General features: G+C 60.4%; 16 protein-coding genes. 7 read left to right on the top strand and 9 right to left on the bottom strand.

Features of this window, described 5'->3' with window-relative positions:
- Positions 1 to 10: 10 nt before the first annotated feature.
- The 6 genes from OQ248_RS27840 to OQ248_RS27815 form a co-directional block, all read right to left on the bottom strand.
- Entirely contained in the window at positions 11 to 1,360 is a 1,350-nt protein-coding gene (locus OQ248_RS27840; RefSeq protein WP_265814845.1) for an ATP-binding protein, read from the bottom strand.
- Positions 1,336 to 2,001, bottom strand: coding sequence for a response regulator (locus OQ248_RS27835; RefSeq protein WP_114882371.1), 666 nt, complete (start codon positions 1,999 to 2,001; stop codon positions 1,336 to 1,338). The genes OQ248_RS27840 and OQ248_RS27835 overlap by 25 nt, the downstream gene beginning before the upstream one ends.
- 86 nt (positions 2,002 to 2,087) lie before the next feature.
- Positions 2,088 to 2,525: a hypothetical protein gene (locus tag OQ248_RS27830; protein WP_085708504.1), complete on the bottom strand. Its 438-nt coding sequence runs from the start codon at positions 2,523 to 2,525 to the stop codon at positions 2,088 to 2,090.
- A 28-nt stretch (positions 2,526 to 2,553) separates the two neighbouring features.
- The gene (locus OQ248_RS27825; RefSeq protein ID WP_265814844.1) at positions 2,554 to 3,318 is read right to left on the bottom strand and encodes a hypothetical protein; all 765 of its coding nucleotides are present in this window, start codon (positions 3,316 to 3,318) and stop codon (positions 2,554 to 2,556) included.
- Positions 3,319 to 3,408: 90 nt separating this feature from the next.
- On the bottom strand, positions 3,409 to 4,278 hold the full coding sequence (locus tag OQ248_RS27820; protein ID WP_265814843.1) for an AraC family transcriptional regulator: 870 nt from the start codon (positions 4,276 to 4,278) through the stop codon (positions 3,409 to 3,411).
- 122 nt (positions 4,279 to 4,400) lie between these two features.
- Positions 4,401 to 6,368, bottom strand: a complete 1,968-nt coding sequence (locus tag OQ248_RS27815; protein WP_265814842.1) for an alkyl sulfatase dimerization domain-containing protein — start codon at positions 6,366 to 6,368, stop codon at positions 4,401 to 4,403.
- Between the two features lie 86 nt (positions 6,369 to 6,454).
- Here OQ248_RS27815 and OQ248_RS27810 point away from each other — a divergent pair, with 86 nt between their 5' ends.
- Positions 6,455 to 7,384, top strand: coding sequence for a LysR family transcriptional regulator (locus OQ248_RS27810; protein WP_265814841.1), 930 nt, complete (start codon positions 6,455 to 6,457; stop codon positions 7,382 to 7,384).
- A gap of 104 nt (positions 7,385 to 7,488) precedes the next feature.
- Entirely contained in the window at positions 7,489 to 9,687 is a 2,199-nt protein-coding gene (locus OQ248_RS27805) for an OsmC domain/YcaO domain-containing protein (protein WP_265814840.1), read from the top strand.
- A gap of 75 nt (positions 9,688 to 9,762) precedes the next feature.
- Here OQ248_RS27805 and OQ248_RS27800 read toward each other — a convergent pair whose 3' ends face one another.
- Positions 9,763 to 10,131: a VOC family protein gene (locus OQ248_RS27800; protein ID WP_265814839.1), complete on the bottom strand. Its 369-nt coding sequence runs from the start codon at positions 10,129 to 10,131 to the stop codon at positions 9,763 to 9,765.
- A 136-nt stretch (positions 10,132 to 10,267) separates the two neighbouring features.
- On the opposite strand from OQ248_RS27800, the gene OQ248_RS27795 reads away from it, so the two are divergent.
- The 4 genes from OQ248_RS27795 (at position 10,268) to OQ248_RS27780 (ending at position 12,642) form a co-directional block, all read left to right on the top strand.
- Positions 10,268 to 10,828, top strand: coding sequence for a fasciclin domain-containing protein (locus OQ248_RS27795; RefSeq protein ID WP_265814838.1), 561 nt, complete (start codon positions 10,268 to 10,270; stop codon positions 10,826 to 10,828).
- 77 nt (positions 10,829 to 10,905) lie between these two features.
- A complete protein-coding gene (locus OQ248_RS27790; protein WP_265814837.1) occupies positions 10,906 to 11,361 on the top strand; it encodes a VOC family protein in 456 nt (151 codons plus the stop codon).
- 96 nt (positions 11,362 to 11,457) lie between these two features.
- Positions 11,458 to 11,964, top strand: coding sequence for a peptide-methionine (S)-S-oxide reductase MsrA (gene msrA / locus OQ248_RS27785; protein ID WP_119429189.1), 507 nt, complete (start codon positions 11,458 to 11,460; stop codon positions 11,962 to 11,964).
- A 198-nt stretch (positions 11,965 to 12,162) separates the two neighbouring features.
- Positions 12,163 to 12,642, top strand: coding sequence for a hypothetical protein (locus tag OQ248_RS27780; protein ID WP_265814836.1), 480 nt, complete (start codon positions 12,163 to 12,165; stop codon positions 12,640 to 12,642).
- 93 nt (positions 12,643 to 12,735) lie between these two features.
- Here OQ248_RS27780 and OQ248_RS27775 read toward each other — a convergent pair whose 3' ends face one another.
- Complete coding sequence (locus OQ248_RS27775; RefSeq protein WP_265814835.1) at positions 12,736 to 13,644, bottom strand: alpha/beta hydrolase; 909 nt, start codon at positions 13,642 to 13,644, stop codon at positions 12,736 to 12,738.
- A gap of 121 nt (positions 13,645 to 13,765) precedes the next feature.
- Entirely contained in the window at positions 13,766 to 14,206 is a 441-nt protein-coding gene (locus OQ248_RS27770; RefSeq protein WP_265814834.1) for a GFA family protein, read from the bottom strand.
- Between the two features lie 104 nt (positions 14,207 to 14,310).
- On the opposite strand from OQ248_RS27770, the gene OQ248_RS27765 reads away from it, so the two are divergent.
- Complete coding sequence (locus OQ248_RS27765) at positions 14,311 to 15,195, top strand: LysR family transcriptional regulator (protein ID WP_119429185.1); 885 nt, start codon at positions 14,311 to 14,313, stop codon at positions 15,193 to 15,195.
- Positions 15,196 to 15,238 lie beyond the last annotated feature (43 nt).

Raw genomic sequence — 15,238 nt, 5'->3', positions numbered from 1 at the left:
GGGAAACGGCTCAGGGTTGCTCGATGCTGACGGTGACACACAGACCGCTGCGCTCGATGACGTCGGTAAACCCCAGATCAACCTTGAGCCCCGTGCGATCGGCAATCGCCTTGACGATGGACAGGCCCAGCCCCGAGCCCGACTCATCGGTGCCCAGGCTGCGATAGAACGGGTCGAAGACGCGCGCCTGTTCTTCCACGGCAATCCCGGGGCCGGTGTCGCTGACTTGCAGGACGACCGCCGCTTGCTCGCGCTTGACCGAGAGGTCGATACGCCCGCCGGGCGGGGTGTAGCGGATGGCGTTGTCCACCAGATTGCGGAGCAGGATCAACAGGTCGGTTTCATTGATGCTGACCTGCACGTCCTCGCTGCTCTCGACGCCGATATCGATATTCTTGCGGTCCGCCAGCGGCAGCAGGTCTTCCAGAATCCGTCGGTAAATGTGCAGGACTGAAACGCGGGTTGGCGCTGCATTTGAGCTCGACTGCGCGGCAGCCAGGCTCAGCAATTGATCGATCAGGTTCCGGCTGCGTTCTATGCCCCGGGACAACGGCAACAGGCGTTCGCGGGCGGCGGCCGGCATTTCCGTGGCGGCCAGTCGTTCGGCCTGCAGGGACAGGGCGGTCATCGGCGAGCGCAGTTCGTGGGCAGCATCGGCGACAAAACGCCGCTGGTTGTCCACGGACTGGGCGACGCGACCGAGCAAGCGGTTGATGGCCACCACAAACGGCCGGATCTCGCTCGGCACATGGCTTTCGTCCACCGGGTGCAGGGCCTGTTCGTCACGCTGATCGATGTCGGCCGAGAGCGTGGCAATCGGGCGGAACATTTTGCGTACCAGATCGCCCACCACCAGCAACAGCACCGGAAACAGAATCAGGAACGGCAGCAGACTGCGCCAGGCGCTTTCGCGGGCCTCCTTGTCGCGCACGCCGGTTTCCTGGGCGACGACGATGCGTTCGCCACGGGCGGTGGTTCTGACCAGCACGCGAAAGTCTTCACCGGTCACCTTCAAGGTCGACAGGCCATCGGACAGGGTCGTGGGGAAGGGCAGCGGCAGCAGGGCGTCGTCGTTGCCGACCGCCTGGCTGCCGTCGGCCAGGTATTGCACGATGACCCGGGACTCTTCATTGTCGTCGTCCACGGCCTGAGCGGCGGGGTAGTGCAGGGTCATTTGCTGGCGGTCGTACAGGGCCGCCACTTGACGCAAGGTTTCATCCTGCATTTCGTGGGCCTCGTCCAGCGCCGAAACGAACGCAAACGCCGCGGCCAGCAGTGCAACGAGCAGAATCGCCAGCGACAGGGTGACCGACAGCCGCAGTTGCACCGAATCCCTCAGGCGCCTTTTGAAACCATCCATCCCATTCCCCTGACGTTCTTGATGACGTGACTGCCGAGTTTGCGTCGCAGGGCGTGAATCAGAAATTCCACCGCGTTGCTTTCCACTTCATTGCCCCAGCCGTAGAGCCGGTCTTCCAGTTCACTGCGCGAAAGGATTGCCCCGGGCCGGATCAACAGGGCCTGCAACAGGGCGAATTCGCGGCTGGACAATTGCACGTCCGGGTTGTCGGCGGTCGTGGCTTGCTTGGAGACCAGATCGAGGGACACCACGCCGTTGTCGAGCAAGGACAACGCAGTCCCGCCCTTGCGCCGCAGTACTGCGCGCATCCGCGCCAGCAATTCGGCCATGTCGAAAGGTTTGAGCAAGTAATCGTCAGCACCACCGTCGAGGCCACGCAAGCGGTCGTCGAGACCGTCCCGGGCGGTGATGATCAGCAGCGGCACCGGGTTGTTGCGAGCGCGAATGCTGTCGAGCACGTCCAGCCCGTCCTTGCCGGGCAAACCGAGATCCAGCAGCACCAGGTCGTAATGCTGGGTGTCCAGGGTGGCCAGTGCAGTGAGGCCGTTTTTCACCCAGTCGGTGGCGTAGCTGGCGTCGTTCAGCGCGCCCTGGATGGCGTCGCCGATCATCGGATCGTCTTCCACCAGTAATATCCGCATGACCCGCTCTCCAAAAAAATAGCGCGACGGGCAGGGCCGTCGCGCTTGTATTGAAGCATCTGTGCAAAGGTTTGTCCGGCCCCGGATCAGGCGTTGCCCTTCAGCGAGTCAAAGGCTTTGAGCAACTCGTCCATCCGCGCCTTGCAGTCTTTCTGCTGCGGGGCGCTGGCACGCAAGGTGTCGAGCGAGCGGTCGATGGCCTTGTCCAGCATGTGCCAGTCGCCGGCGGCACGGGGTTTGATCCCGGCCTCGGCCGAGTCCCAAGCAGTTTCCAGATCCTTGATTCGGGCCTTGGCGCCGGGCAGATCGTTTTTATCGACCAGGGCAGCAACGTCGGCCGCGATGTTGCGGAACTCGGACAGATCCCCCAGTTTGGAGGCGGCCTGGCCTTGTGTGCTGACGGCTCCTGCAGCGGCGTTTGCCGCAGGTTTGTCCGCCGGTTTCGAGCAGCCGGCAGCGATGCTCAGCAGGCAGATGGACGAGACGATGGCGACGTGACGAATGATGTTTTGAATCTGGCGCATGATGATTCCTTGATGAAAGTCTGAAGGTTTACTGAGTGATGGCTTTGCGATTGCCGACGCTGATCTGCGCGACGGTGACCAGCAGGACGATGACGCAGAGGAAGATCGCGCTGGTCCAGGTCGCGCCCATGCCGAGGCCGCCGTAAGTCTTGGCCTGGGTCAGCAAGTCGCCGAGGGAGGCGCCGAAGGGACGGGTCAGGATGTAGGCGATCCAGAAGGTCAGCACGGTGTTGGCACCCAGACGCCAGGCGATCAGGGTGGCGGCGATCAACGCGCCGAAGATCACTGCGCCGACGGTGAAGCCCAGGCCCAGCGCTTCAGTGGCCAGGTCGCCGGCGGCGGTGCCCAGGGCAAAGGTGCAGAGCACCGTGGCCCAATAGAACAGTTCTCGACGCGGGGTGACGATTTCGCGGATCGACAGGCTGCGTTCGGTCCGGTACCAGACCAGGAAATTCACCACCAGCAACACAGAGAACACCGCCGTGCTGGTGTAGAGGCTGACGTCCAGCATGTCGGTCAGGATGTCGGTGATCTGCGTGCCGACGATGCTCACCAGCACCACGGTCAGCCAGTAGATCCAGGGGGTGTAGGCCTTGGTACGCATTTGGGTGAACAGCGCGATGGCCAGCAGCGCGGCCATGCCGAGGCTGGTCGGGCCGGCGCCGAAACCGGCGTCTACGGCCAGAAAGTCGGCACCGGTTTCACCCACGGTCGTGGACAGGATCTTGATCACCCAGAAGGACAGCGTCACTTCGGGCACTTTGTTGAGCCAGTCGGCTATGGCGGGTTTCATGGGTGGATGGCCTCTCCTGAGCAGCGCTGAATGTGCGCATGAGAGAAGGTATCCAGTGAAACTTAGCTGAGCCTGAGGGGCAGGCGATTGTCAGCGCAGCGGCACGTAAATATCCGTTTGCCACTGTTCCTGCGGGGTCTCGGGACTGATGCTCAAGTACTCGAAAAACAGCGGGTGATCGCGCAACTCTTCGCCGCTGGCGGGCAGCCAGTCGCGGTAGACCGGGTAGATGGTTTCACCGATGTGATCGGTGGAACCTGAGTGACGCACCACGGCGCAACGGCCGGCAGGAATGCTTAGCTCGCGGACGCTGAACTCATTCGGCGCCACCGCTTCACGGATTTCGCCGCAGATCGCGAAATGAAAGTCCTCCGGCGGCGTGGTGTCAGGGTTGCCGTAAGGAATCCCGAACGTGCGGCTCGATGTCACCGGTGACTGCCCGCTCTGCTGGCGCCACTGGATGAAGCGTTGCACGCTTTGATTGACAAGGCCTGGCGGCCCACGGTGATCGAGCGCAGCGACCTGGACTCCGGGGAAGTCGACGATTCGTACCTGCATGGTGATGCTCCTTGAAAAGTGAGGTATGGCGAAGACCGTGTGCCAGACGCTCCAGTCCGGAGCCTTGCGAAAAGCCCCCGGCGAAGTGCCGAAGGCTCGCTTGAATGCCCTGGAAAACGCTTCGGGGCTTTCGAACCCCGCGTCGAGCGTGGCTTCCATCACCGAATGGTCGGGCAGGGTGCTCAAACGGTGCGCGGCGCGGCGCAGGCGCATCAACTGCACATAGCGCGAGACGGGCACGCCGACGTATCCCGTGAACTGCCGGTGAAAGTGGAACTCGGAAAAGTTCGCCACCTGGCTCAGCGTTTTCACCGACAGATCGCCCTCAAGATTGGCGTCGATGTAGGCGAGTACGACGGTGAAGCGCTTCGCGTAGGCAGTTTGCGTCGGTGCGTCTGGCACGGAGTGAAGCTCCTGGAGTAACGGTCGGCCCTAGAATCGTCGAAAGCGGCGTACAGATACCTAGCCGGACTTGCTCAGGGTTTGACCTCTTCAGGCATTACATCCGAACCACCTTGCACGAATCAATCGCGCGCCTGAGCGACGATCGCAAAGTTGCCCGGGGCTTTCTCCAGCAATCCAAGGAATCTCACCAGATCCACCGTGCTGCCATCGACTTTCAGGTCTTTGGATGTGAGCGCGTCCTTGAACCCCGCCGTGCCGCCCAGCAGTTGCACGAAAAGATCCTTGGTGACGCTCAACGTGGCGTTGGCATTGCTGACCGGTGCGCCCCGGCGATAGTGCAGCACGGCGTTCTCGATCCACAGCACGAACGATTCCTTCGTATCGGTCAGTTGCAGGTTGAAGGTCCAGTTCTTGCCGTCCGCCGCCGGCCCGTCGAGGCTCGCGGCCATGGCTTCGAGGAAGCGTTCGGTGGGCGTCTGCTTCATCAGCTCGATCAGGTCCGAACGTCTCACGCCTTTGGCCGGCGGGCCGTTGCGCAGTTCCTGGGCGGCGGTCAGGTAGCTGTTGCGCCAGGTCGCGGATTCCGATTGGTAGCCCAGCTGTTCATAGGTTTGGGCCAGCAGTTCCTTGGCGGCCTTGTCGTCGGGCTGGTCGAGGACGGCCTGATCCAACAGTTCGGCCACCCAGCGGTATTCGCCTTTGTCATAGGCCACGCGTGCGGCTTCGAGCACTTTGGCGCTGCCGCCCATCAACTCGACGTAACGTCTGGCGGATTCCCTGGGAGGGAGCGGATTCAGATGCGCCGGATTGCCATCGTAGGCGCCGAGGTACATCTGGTAGATCGCCTTGACGTTGTGTCGCAGGTCGCCGTAATAGCCGCGGGTGCCGAAGTACGAAGCCAGCGAGTCGGGCAACCGGATCTTTTCGGCGATCTCGTCGGGCGTGTAACCGGCATTCATCAGGCGCACGGTCTGATCGTGCATGTACTTGTAGACGTCGCGGTGCTTGGTGATGAATTCGCGGATGCGCTCATTGCCCCAGACCGGCCAGTTGTGTTGGCCGAAATAGACTTCGGTGTCGCCCAGTTCATCGAGGGCAGCCTGGGTGTAATCGGACCAGAGCAACGCATCACGAACCTTGGCGCCACGGATCGGCAGCAGATTGTGCATGGTCTGCGCCAGCAGCTCGGCGCCGCCGTAGGCCTTGCGTTCGGGGATGGAAAAGGTCAGCTCGGCCGGGGCCTCAGCGCCGGGAATGTTGTGGAATACGAAGGTCACGCCGTCGATCACCCGTTCCTGCGTCGGCTGATCGATGATCTGCGTCGGCGGCAGAATGCCGATGCTGCCGTAGGCAACGTTTTTCCCCAGCCCGGTATCCACCATGCCGGTGGCGCCTGGCGCCAGGTTCTTGCCGAACTGATACATCGAACGGCGCGACATTGCCGGCCCGGCCAACACGTTTTCGCTGGTGGCTTCCTCCATAAAGCCGACAGGAGCCACCACGGGAATCTTGCGTTCGGCGACTTCCGCGACCGAGGTAATGCCCAGTACGCCGCCGAAGTGGTCGGCATGGTCATGGGTGAAGATGATGGCGGTCACGGGCTTGTTGCCGAGTTGCTCGCGGGCAAAGGCCAGGGCAGCGGCGGCGGTTTCCTTCGAGGTCAGCGGGTCGACCACGATCCATCCGGTCTGGCCTTCGATCAGCGTCATGTTGGCGATGTCGAAACCGCGCAACTGGTAGATGCCGTCGGTGACTTTGAACAGACCGATCTGGGCGTTGAGCATCGCATGACGCCACAGGCTCGGGTTGACCGTGGCGGGAGCCTTGCCTTCGACGAATCTGAACGCATCGAAATCGATCAGCACAGAGCCGTCGGGGCCGAGGATCTGGCCGGTCGGGCGGGCGATGAGGCCGCGCTGGGCGTCAGTCATGTCCCGAGTGTCGTTGAAGTCCAGGCCCTTGATTGAGGCTTCTATCACCGCCGCAGTGGCGGACGTCGCTTCGCCGCTGGCAACGCTGGGCGGTTTGTCGCAGCCGGCGAGGGAAACCAGCGTCAGGGCGATCAATGTGTGAAAGGTCGGTCTCATTCTTGTTGTTCTCCGAGGATCGATTCTTCAGAGAGTAGGGAGGCGGGCGTGATGTATCCAATGCATTGTTTACATCCGGACAATGCGTGGCTAGCATCGGTCAGATGGACCTCAAACGACTGACACACCTGCTGGCCCTTGCCGATGAACGCCATTTCGGCCGCGCTGCCGAACGCGTGCACTTGAGCCAGCCGGCCCTGAGCCGCAGCATTCAGGCGCTTGAAAGCGAAACCGGTCAGCGCCTGTTCGACCGGGACAGCGGTGACGTACGCCCGACGCCGGCGGGGGAGTTTCTGATCGAGCGGGCGCGACGGTTGCTGTTCGATGCACGCTCGCTGGAGCGGGACCTGGCGCTTTACGGCGATGGCCGGCTCGGCAGCCTCGCATTTGGCGTCGGACCGTTTCCGGCGGCGATGCTGATGCATCAGGTGGTGCCTCGGTTGCGCCGGGAATATCCGCAAGTCACCCTGCGGGTAGAGATCAACAACTGGCAGATTCTTGAAGCCCGGTTGCGGGACGAAGCGGTCGAATTCTTCGTCGCGGACATTCGCAATTTCTCGGCCGACACCGATCTGCTGATCCGCCCGCTGGGTCAGGCCTCGGCGGGGTTCTTCGTCCGGCCACAGCACCCGTTGGCCGGACGCGCGGTGACGATGAGAGACCTGGAAAAGTACGGCATCGCCACGACGCGCCTGCCGGCCGTGGTGAAGGAAGAGACTGCGCATACCCTGGGCATTTCCACGCGCCAGGCCTTGCCGCTTGCGCTGGAGTGCGACGATGTGGCGTTACTCAGGACGGTGGCCTGTTCGACCGATACCATCCTCGGCGTGATCCACGGCGCCGTGGCTGAAGACCTGCGCAGCGGCAATCTGATCGAATTGAAGGTCGTGGACCGGCCCGGACTGCATTCCGAAATCGGTGTCGTCAGCCTGCCCAACAGAAGCCTGTCACCGACAGCCCGCTGCGTGATCGACGCCATCGCCGACGAGATGGCGCAGCGCAACATCTCGACCTGAGCGGCGCTCCGGTCGGCGGCCAAAACGCCAAAGCACAAGACTTCCCGCTCAAAAACCGGATAATGGCGGCCATTCTGTTCAGCTCGCTATTCTGGTAGTCCCCCATGGAAATCAAGGTCAACTTTCTCGACAACCTTCGACTTGAAGCCAAGTTCGACGACTTCACGGTGGTGGCCGACCAACCGATCCGCTACAAGGGCGATGGTTCGGCACCGGGTCCGTTCGACTACTTCCTGGCTTCGTCGGCGCTGTGTGCGGCGTACTTCGTGAAGCTGTATTGCGAAACCCGCAATATCCCGACCGATAACATCCGCCTGTCGCAGAACAACATCGTTGACCCGGAGAACCGCTACAACCAGATCTTCAAGATTCAGGTCGAGTTGCCGGCGGACATCTCCGACAAGGACCGCCAGGGCATCCTGCGCTCCATCGACCGCTGCACCGTGAAGAAGGTGGTGCAGGCCGGTCCCGAGTTCGTCATCGAAGAGGTGGAAAACCTCGACGCCGACGCCCAGGCCCTGCTGATGCCGGGCGCGAACTCCAGCGCCAGCACCTACATTCCGGGCAAGGATCTGCCTTTGGAGCAGACCATCGCCAACATGTCGGGCATCCTCGCCGACCTCGGCATGAAGATCGAAATCGCCTCGTGGCGCAACATCGTGCCGAACGTGTGGTCGCTGCACATTCGCGACGCGCACTCGCCGATGTGTTTCACCAACGGCAAGGGCTCGACCAAGGAAGGCGCGCTGGCGTCGGCACTGGGTGAGTTCATCGAGCGCCTGAACTGCAACTTCTTCTACAACGATCAGTTCTGGGGTCTGGACCTGGCCAATGCGCCGTTCGTGCACTACCCGGACGAGCGCTGGTTCAAGCCGGGCAGCAATGACGAGCTGCCGAGCGAAATCCTCGACCCGTACTGCCTGAAAATCTACAACCGCGACGGCGAGCTGCGTGGTTCGCACCTGATCGACACCAACTCCGGCAACGAAGAGCGCGGCATCGTTTCGCTGCCGTTCGTGCGCCAGTCGGACGGCGAGGTGGTGTACTTCCCGTCGAACCTGATCGAAAACCTGTACCTGAGCAACGGCATGAGCGCTGGCAACACCCTGGCCGAAGCCCAGGTGCAGTGCCTGTCGGAAATCTTCGAACGTGCGGTGAAACGCGAAATCATCGAAGGCGAATTCGCCCTGCCGGACGTGCCGCAGGAAGTGCTGGCGAAGTACCCGGCGATCATGGCCGGCATTCAAGGCCTGGAAGCCCAGGGCTTCCCGGTGCTGGTGAAGGATGCGTCGCTGGGCGGCGAATTCCCGGTGATGTGCGTCACGCTGATGAACCCGCGGACCGGCGGCGTGTTCGCTTCGTTCGGCGCACACCCGAGCTTCGAAGTGGCGCTGGAGCGCAGCCTGACCGAGCTGCTGCAGGGCCGCAGCTTCGAAGGCCTGAACGATCTGCCGCAGCCGACCTTTGAAGCTCAGGCGGTCACCGAGCCGAACAACTTCGTCGAGCACTTCATCGACTCCAGCGGCGTGGTGTCGTGGCGCTTCTTCAGCGCCCAGGCGGAATACGAATTTGTGGAATGGGACTTCACCGGCGAGGGTGAAAACTCCAACGTCGAAGAGGCCGAAACCCTGTTCGGCATCCTCAAAGGCATGGGCAAGGAAGTGTACATGGCGGTGTACGAGCACATCGGCGCCACCGCTTGCCGCATCCTGGTGCCGGATTACTCGGAAATCTACCCGGTGGACGACCTGATCTGGGACAACACCAACAAGGCGCTGTTCTTCCGCGAAGACATCCTCAACCTGCATCGCTTGAACGAAGAAGAACTCCAGTCGCTGGTCGAGCGTCTGGTGGAAAGCGAACTGGACGACTACACCGACATCACCACGCTGATCGGCATCGAGTTCGATGACAACACCGTGTGGGGCCAACTGACGATCCTGGAGCTGAAACTGCTGATCTGGCTCGCTCTGGGACAAATCGAGGAAGCGAAAGAAGCAGTGGAGATGTTCCTGCAGTACAACGACAACACCGTCGAGCGGGGCCTGTTCTATCAGGCCGTCAATGGGGTGCTGGAGATGCAGCTGGACGAAGACCTGGAACTGGCCGACTACGAAGTTAACTTCCGTCGCATGTTCGGCAACGAACGGATGGACGCGGCGATCGGCTCGGTGGACGGCAGCGTACGCTTCTACGGCTTGACGCCGACCAGCATGAAGCTCGAAGGCCTCGACCGCCATCTGCGACTGATCGACAGCTACAAGAAACTGCACGCGGCCCGAGCCAGCGTGAAGACTTCGTAACGCTCACAGCAGCGACAAAAAAAGCACCTTCGGGTGCTTTTTTGTTGTCGGGTGGTGGGGCGGTCGTTGGCTCTGTTACGTGCGAGCCGGTTCCTGGCTTGTCCAGACGGCCAGTTCATAGCCGTCCGGATCAATGAAGTGGAAGCGGCGGCCACCGGGGAAGGAAAAGGTCGCACGGGTGATCACCGCGCCCAGCGTTTTGAGCCGCTGCTGCACACCTTCGAGATCTTCCGCGTACAGAATGATCAGCGGGCCACCCGGGCGAACCGGTTCTCCCGTGGTGAAGCCACCGGTCAGCCTGCCATCGCTGAACTCGGTATAGGTCGGGCCGTAGTCAACGAATGTCCAGCCGAACGCATCACCGTAGAACGCCTTGCTGCGGGCAATGTCGTCGACATTGAACTCGATGTTGTCGATTTGCCGATCTTTACCACGAACACTCATGGTGGCCTCCTTGGCTGATTTTAAAAATCGATCATAGACGAATAAAAATACTTGCACCGTGATGCATCCGATTGCGCGTCTGCTCCGTAAATTCATCACCCTCATTCGAAGGGTCGAAGAATTCAGGAGACACACCATGCACTCGCTCATCAAACGCATTGTCATCGCCTGCTTCACATTGCTCTGCCTTGGCACGGGATCGAGCTTTGCCGCCGATACCGTGATGGTCGGCGGTGCGGCCATGTACCCGAACAAGACTATCGTCGAAAACGCTGTCAACTCGAAGGACCACACGACGCTCGTTGCCGCGGTCAAGGCGGCGGGGCTGGTCGATACCCTCAACAGCAAGGGGCCGTTCACAGTCTTCGCGCCGACCAATGAAGCCTTCGCCAAGTTGCCCTCCGGCACCGTCGATACGCTCGTCAAACCGGAGCACAAGGCCGATCTGACGACGATCCTCACCTATCACGTGGTTGCCGGTACTCACACGGCAAAACAGCTGATGGATGACGCCAAAATGCACGGCGGCAAAGTCATGCTCAAAACCGTTCAGGGCGAATCCCTGACCGTCATGCTGCACGACGGCAAGCTGTGGGTGGTGGACGCCAAAGGCGGGAAGGCAGCGATCACCATCGCGGACGTGATGCAGTCCAATGGTGTGATTCATGTAGTGGATACGGTGCTGATGCCGAAGTAGTCATTTTCATCAACAGAAAAGCACCTCCGGGTGCTTTTTTGTTTTTAAGATGGACGTCTCTCAGAAGGAGCGCTGCAATGGATCTGAAATTCAGTCACGTCGACGTACTGGTCAACAACCTCGAGGAAGCCTGCGCCTACTATGCGCAGATCCTGCAAGCCAGAATCTCCAGAACCCTCGTCTGGGAACGGGGTGGCCTGCACGTTCGGTACGCGGTTGCGCTGATCGGCCAGGAGCGTTTCATGCTGGTCCAGCCGTTGGCGGGCAATCTCAAGGAACTGCTGGATTCGTCGGGGGAGGGGATGATCTATCGTCACTGCTATTCGACACCGGACATTGAGAAGGCTTATGACGAACTGGTCATCGCCGGTGTGCAGCCAGTAGACGAAAACGGCCAGCCACTGGAACGCGCCAACCTGCAATCACCGTCCGGGACACGCATCATCTGGCTGCCCAAGCGCTTCGGGCATTTCTCTATCGAGATTCTGGAAGAGCAGACGCTTGAGGCGTTCATCGAATCTGCGTTTGCCTGATTCTTTAATGGGGACACCCATTTGAGGTCTTGGAATTGGCCAGCACGCCCTCATAACAAGGTTTACCTCCAACATCCCCGAAGGGAAGGACAGACCATGACCAGCCAAACCGAAACTGCCATCCTCGCCGGCGGCTGCTTCTGGGGCATGCAGGACCTGCTGCGGCGCTACCCCGGTGTCCTGAAGACGCGCGTCGGTTACACCGGTGGCGATGTGCCGAATGCGACCTACCGCAATCATGGCAACCACGCCGAAGCCATCGAAATCGTGTTCGATCCCGCTGTTATCAGCTATCGGCAGATCCTCGAGTTCTTCTTTCAGATACATGACCCGACCACGCCCAACCGTCAAGGCAATGACCGCGGCCCCAGCTATCGCTCGGCGATCTATTACCTCAGCGAACAACAACGCGACGTCGCCGAAGACACCGCTGCCGATGTCGACGCTTCACGCCTGTGGCCTGGACGAGTGGTGACCGAAATCGAACCGGCCGGGCCGTTCTGGGAAGCGGAGCCGGAGCACCAGGATTACCTGGAGCGCATTCCGAATGGCTACACCTGCCACTTCATTCGCCCGAACTGGAAGCTTCCGAAGCGCGCCTGAGATTCAGTAGCGCCAGTGTGAAAGAGGGGGCCGGTCTGTTTTCCGAAAAATGGGCCGGTTTCCTTTTTTCATTCAATGGGTATCCCCATTTTGTTTAGAATTGCGCCCCCTGCATTTCTGCAGGTTTGCCATGGAAAGCCGTCGTCCGACCCCGCACCAGGCAATCGGCTTCCACAAATTGAACAAGGACAAAGGCTCATGGGTATGAGAACGGCTGCGTTGGTTTTGTTGCTTGCAACGTCACTGACCGCCTGTGGAGGAAGCAAGGACAAGGCCAGGGAACTGGTCGATATCAGTGGCGCCTTCAAGGAGCATTACGATGAGGTGGTGGAAACCACAATGCGAGATTACTCGCCACGTTACATGGCGGTGATGGACGAAGAAATCCGTGAGGTTGTGGAAGACAAGGTTCCCTTCGACGAGATCAGAAACCTGCGGATAGATACCCTGGCGGCTCACTTGCAGCCGGATGAACTCAATGCGGCGATTCGTGCCCACGATAACCCCGCGCAGAGCAAAGATATTTTGAATAACACGCCTGAGGGCCGCGCCTTTCTGGACAAGATCTTCGACGCTGAAGACACCGTCGAAAATACCTTCCAGGCCCTGTTGAAGGAGCGTGAACCCGCCATCCTTGAAGCGCTGGATAAGATCAATAACAAGAGGCTGAATGGATAGGTGTCCGGACGCTCTACGCCGAGATTCAATCAGATTCAATGGGGCCAGATTTATTTTCAAATAATAAATCTGTCCCCATTTTGAATCCCAGCATCAGCGGGTCATAAAGCGGCGAACCGCCTGAGTGGTTTCCACCGGCGCCTCTTCCATCAGCCAATGGCCCGCGCCGGCGATCACCACTTCGGTGACGTTGTCGGCAGCGTTGCGCATCACGATGGCTTCGTTGTTGCCGAAGGATTTTTCACCGCCGACGGCCAGGACGGGCATCGTCAGCCTGTTCTTTGACGACGCTTCATTGTCCACCGCGTCCTGGCGAATGGCGCGGAACTGGGCGAAGGCCGCGTGCATCGCGCCGGGGCGGGCGTAGAGTTTTGCGTAATGCTGGCGGGTGGCTTCGTCGACTTTTTTCGGGTCGCCGGCGAACTCGTTCCAGAACCGGTCCAGGTAAATGCGCTCACGGCCGGCGACCAGCCGCTCCATGTCCGTGCCTCCGAAATCGAAGTGCCAGAGCATCGGCGAACGCACGATGTCATTCCACGGCGCAATGCCCGGAACGGGCGCATCCATCACCACCAGGCGGTCGGTCTGTTGCGGATACCGCGAGGCATAGGCGAAGGCGACCATGGTGCCGATGTCGTGACCGATGACGACCGAATGTTCGATGCCCAGCGAGGCGAGTACGGCGCGGATGTCTCCTGCCTGGGTCTTCTTGTCATAGCCATTGTCGGGAATCGACGACAACCCCATACCGCGCAGATCAGGGATGACCACGGTGTGATCCTTCGCCAGATCCGTGGCGAGCGGCATCCACATGTCCCCGGTATCACCAAAACCATGCAACAGCACGACGGCGGGGCCCTTGCCGCCGATCCGCGTGTGGATCTTCGCGCCGTCCACGGCAATGTCTTGCGTGCGGAAGGAAGCGGGGAACGGTTTTACGTCAGCATGTGCCGGAACACTCAGGGCCACCAATAAGGAGGCGGTCAGCAAGGCGCGGATCATCACGGTGACTCCAGAGGTGTGGTGGGTGGAGCGTAGACCGCTTTTAATGCGTTGCCTTACTTCTGGCTACCGATCATCGTTATTGGCGAAGGGGGCGCCCGAAAAGCGCCGAGTCAGCTTCTCACCGCTGAGTATTCATGGCGCTGGCAAAAGCCTCGGGTGTGGGGCTTTCCTGCCATTGGGCGACACCCTCTGGCAAAGAAACCCAGGGCTGTTTGCGCTTGACCCAGATATGCGCCATCGGTGTCAGCCGTTCCGAGCCATCGAGAATTCCGGCGCGCAAGACTCGCATTCCCGGAGCCGCTGTCGTGTCATTGAAAAGCCTGGTGAAGCAAAGGCTGCAGACAAAGTGGGTCGACGTATTCCCCTCATGAGTGTGGTTGTACATCAGTACGTCTCCCGATATTTCCACCTGCCGCTCGCCGCAAAGGATGTGCAGTGCAAATGCGCTGCCACTTGTGCGCTGACAGTTCAGGCAATGACAGGCGTAAAGCGGCGCCAGGGTATCTGCTTGCAATTGCACATGGACTTGTCCGCATCGGCATTGGCCGGTGAAAGGCATGGTGTTGCTCCTTATACTGCTGCGCTGAAAATGAGAGGTGCATGATCCCTGTTCCTTTCGTTCGGCAGAAGACAACAAACGGACCAGTCGTTGGTAAGAAATGTATGAGCAACCTTGAATGGGAAAGCCAACGGGTATTTCTGGCGGTGCTGCGCAGCGGCAGTCTGTCCGGCGCAGCTCGGCTGTTGGGCATTGCGCAAGCTACCGCACGGCGGCGCCTGGAAAATCTCGAAGCGGGACTGGGGGTAAAGTTGTTCACCCGGACCTCCGCGGGCCTGACCCCCACAGCTTCAGCACGAGGGCTCACTCACCATGTCGAGTCCATGGCGATTGCTGCCGAAGCGTTCAATCGCATGGCCAGCGGCGAGACCGAGGCATCTCATGGTGTCGTCAGGCTGACCGGCAGCGATTTCGTTGGTGTGGAAATACTGCCTGGAATCTTGCGTCAGGTTCAGCAACACCTTCCCGGGTTGAAATTTGAGATCAGTATCAATGATGCGCTGGAGGATATCGCCCGCCAGGAGGCAGACATTGCTGTACGCCTGCTGCGTCCTAATGGCGCAGATATCGTTGCGCGGCGAACAGGTGTCTTGCGCGTCGGTCTTTACGCAAGTGCCGATTGTCTCGCCCGTCACGGCAGTCCCGTGAGTCTCGATGTGTTGCGACGCGGGCCGTTGATTGGCCCTGACCGGCGCTCTGCCGATCTGCGTCGCTGGGTTGAAGTGGGCCTGTGTGATGCTGATCAGTGCTTCGCGGTTGCCACCGACAATCATCTTGCTCAATTCGCTGCACTCAAGGCCGGTCTGGGTTTCGGTTTATGCCCGTCAGTGGTTGCTGCGCCCTACGATCTGATTCCGGTCCTGCCGGACGCCTTCGGTTTCGAGGTCGAGGTATGGATCGCCATGCACAACGATTTGCGTAAAGTCGGACGTATCGCCCGAACCTTTGAGCGGCTTGGTGAGGCACTGAACACGTATCTCGCCGATTGACCGACGCACGTTGTCGATGCCAGGGTGGTCATCACGGTCGAGG

Source organism: Pseudomonas sp. COW5, from assembly GCF_026240005.1.
Taxonomy (GTDB): Bacteria; Pseudomonadota; Gammaproteobacteria; order Pseudomonadales; family Pseudomonadaceae; genus Aquipseudomonas; species Aquipseudomonas kribbensis.
Note: the sequence above shows the minus strand (reverse complement) of the source record. Positions and strands in the feature narration are given on the sequence as shown.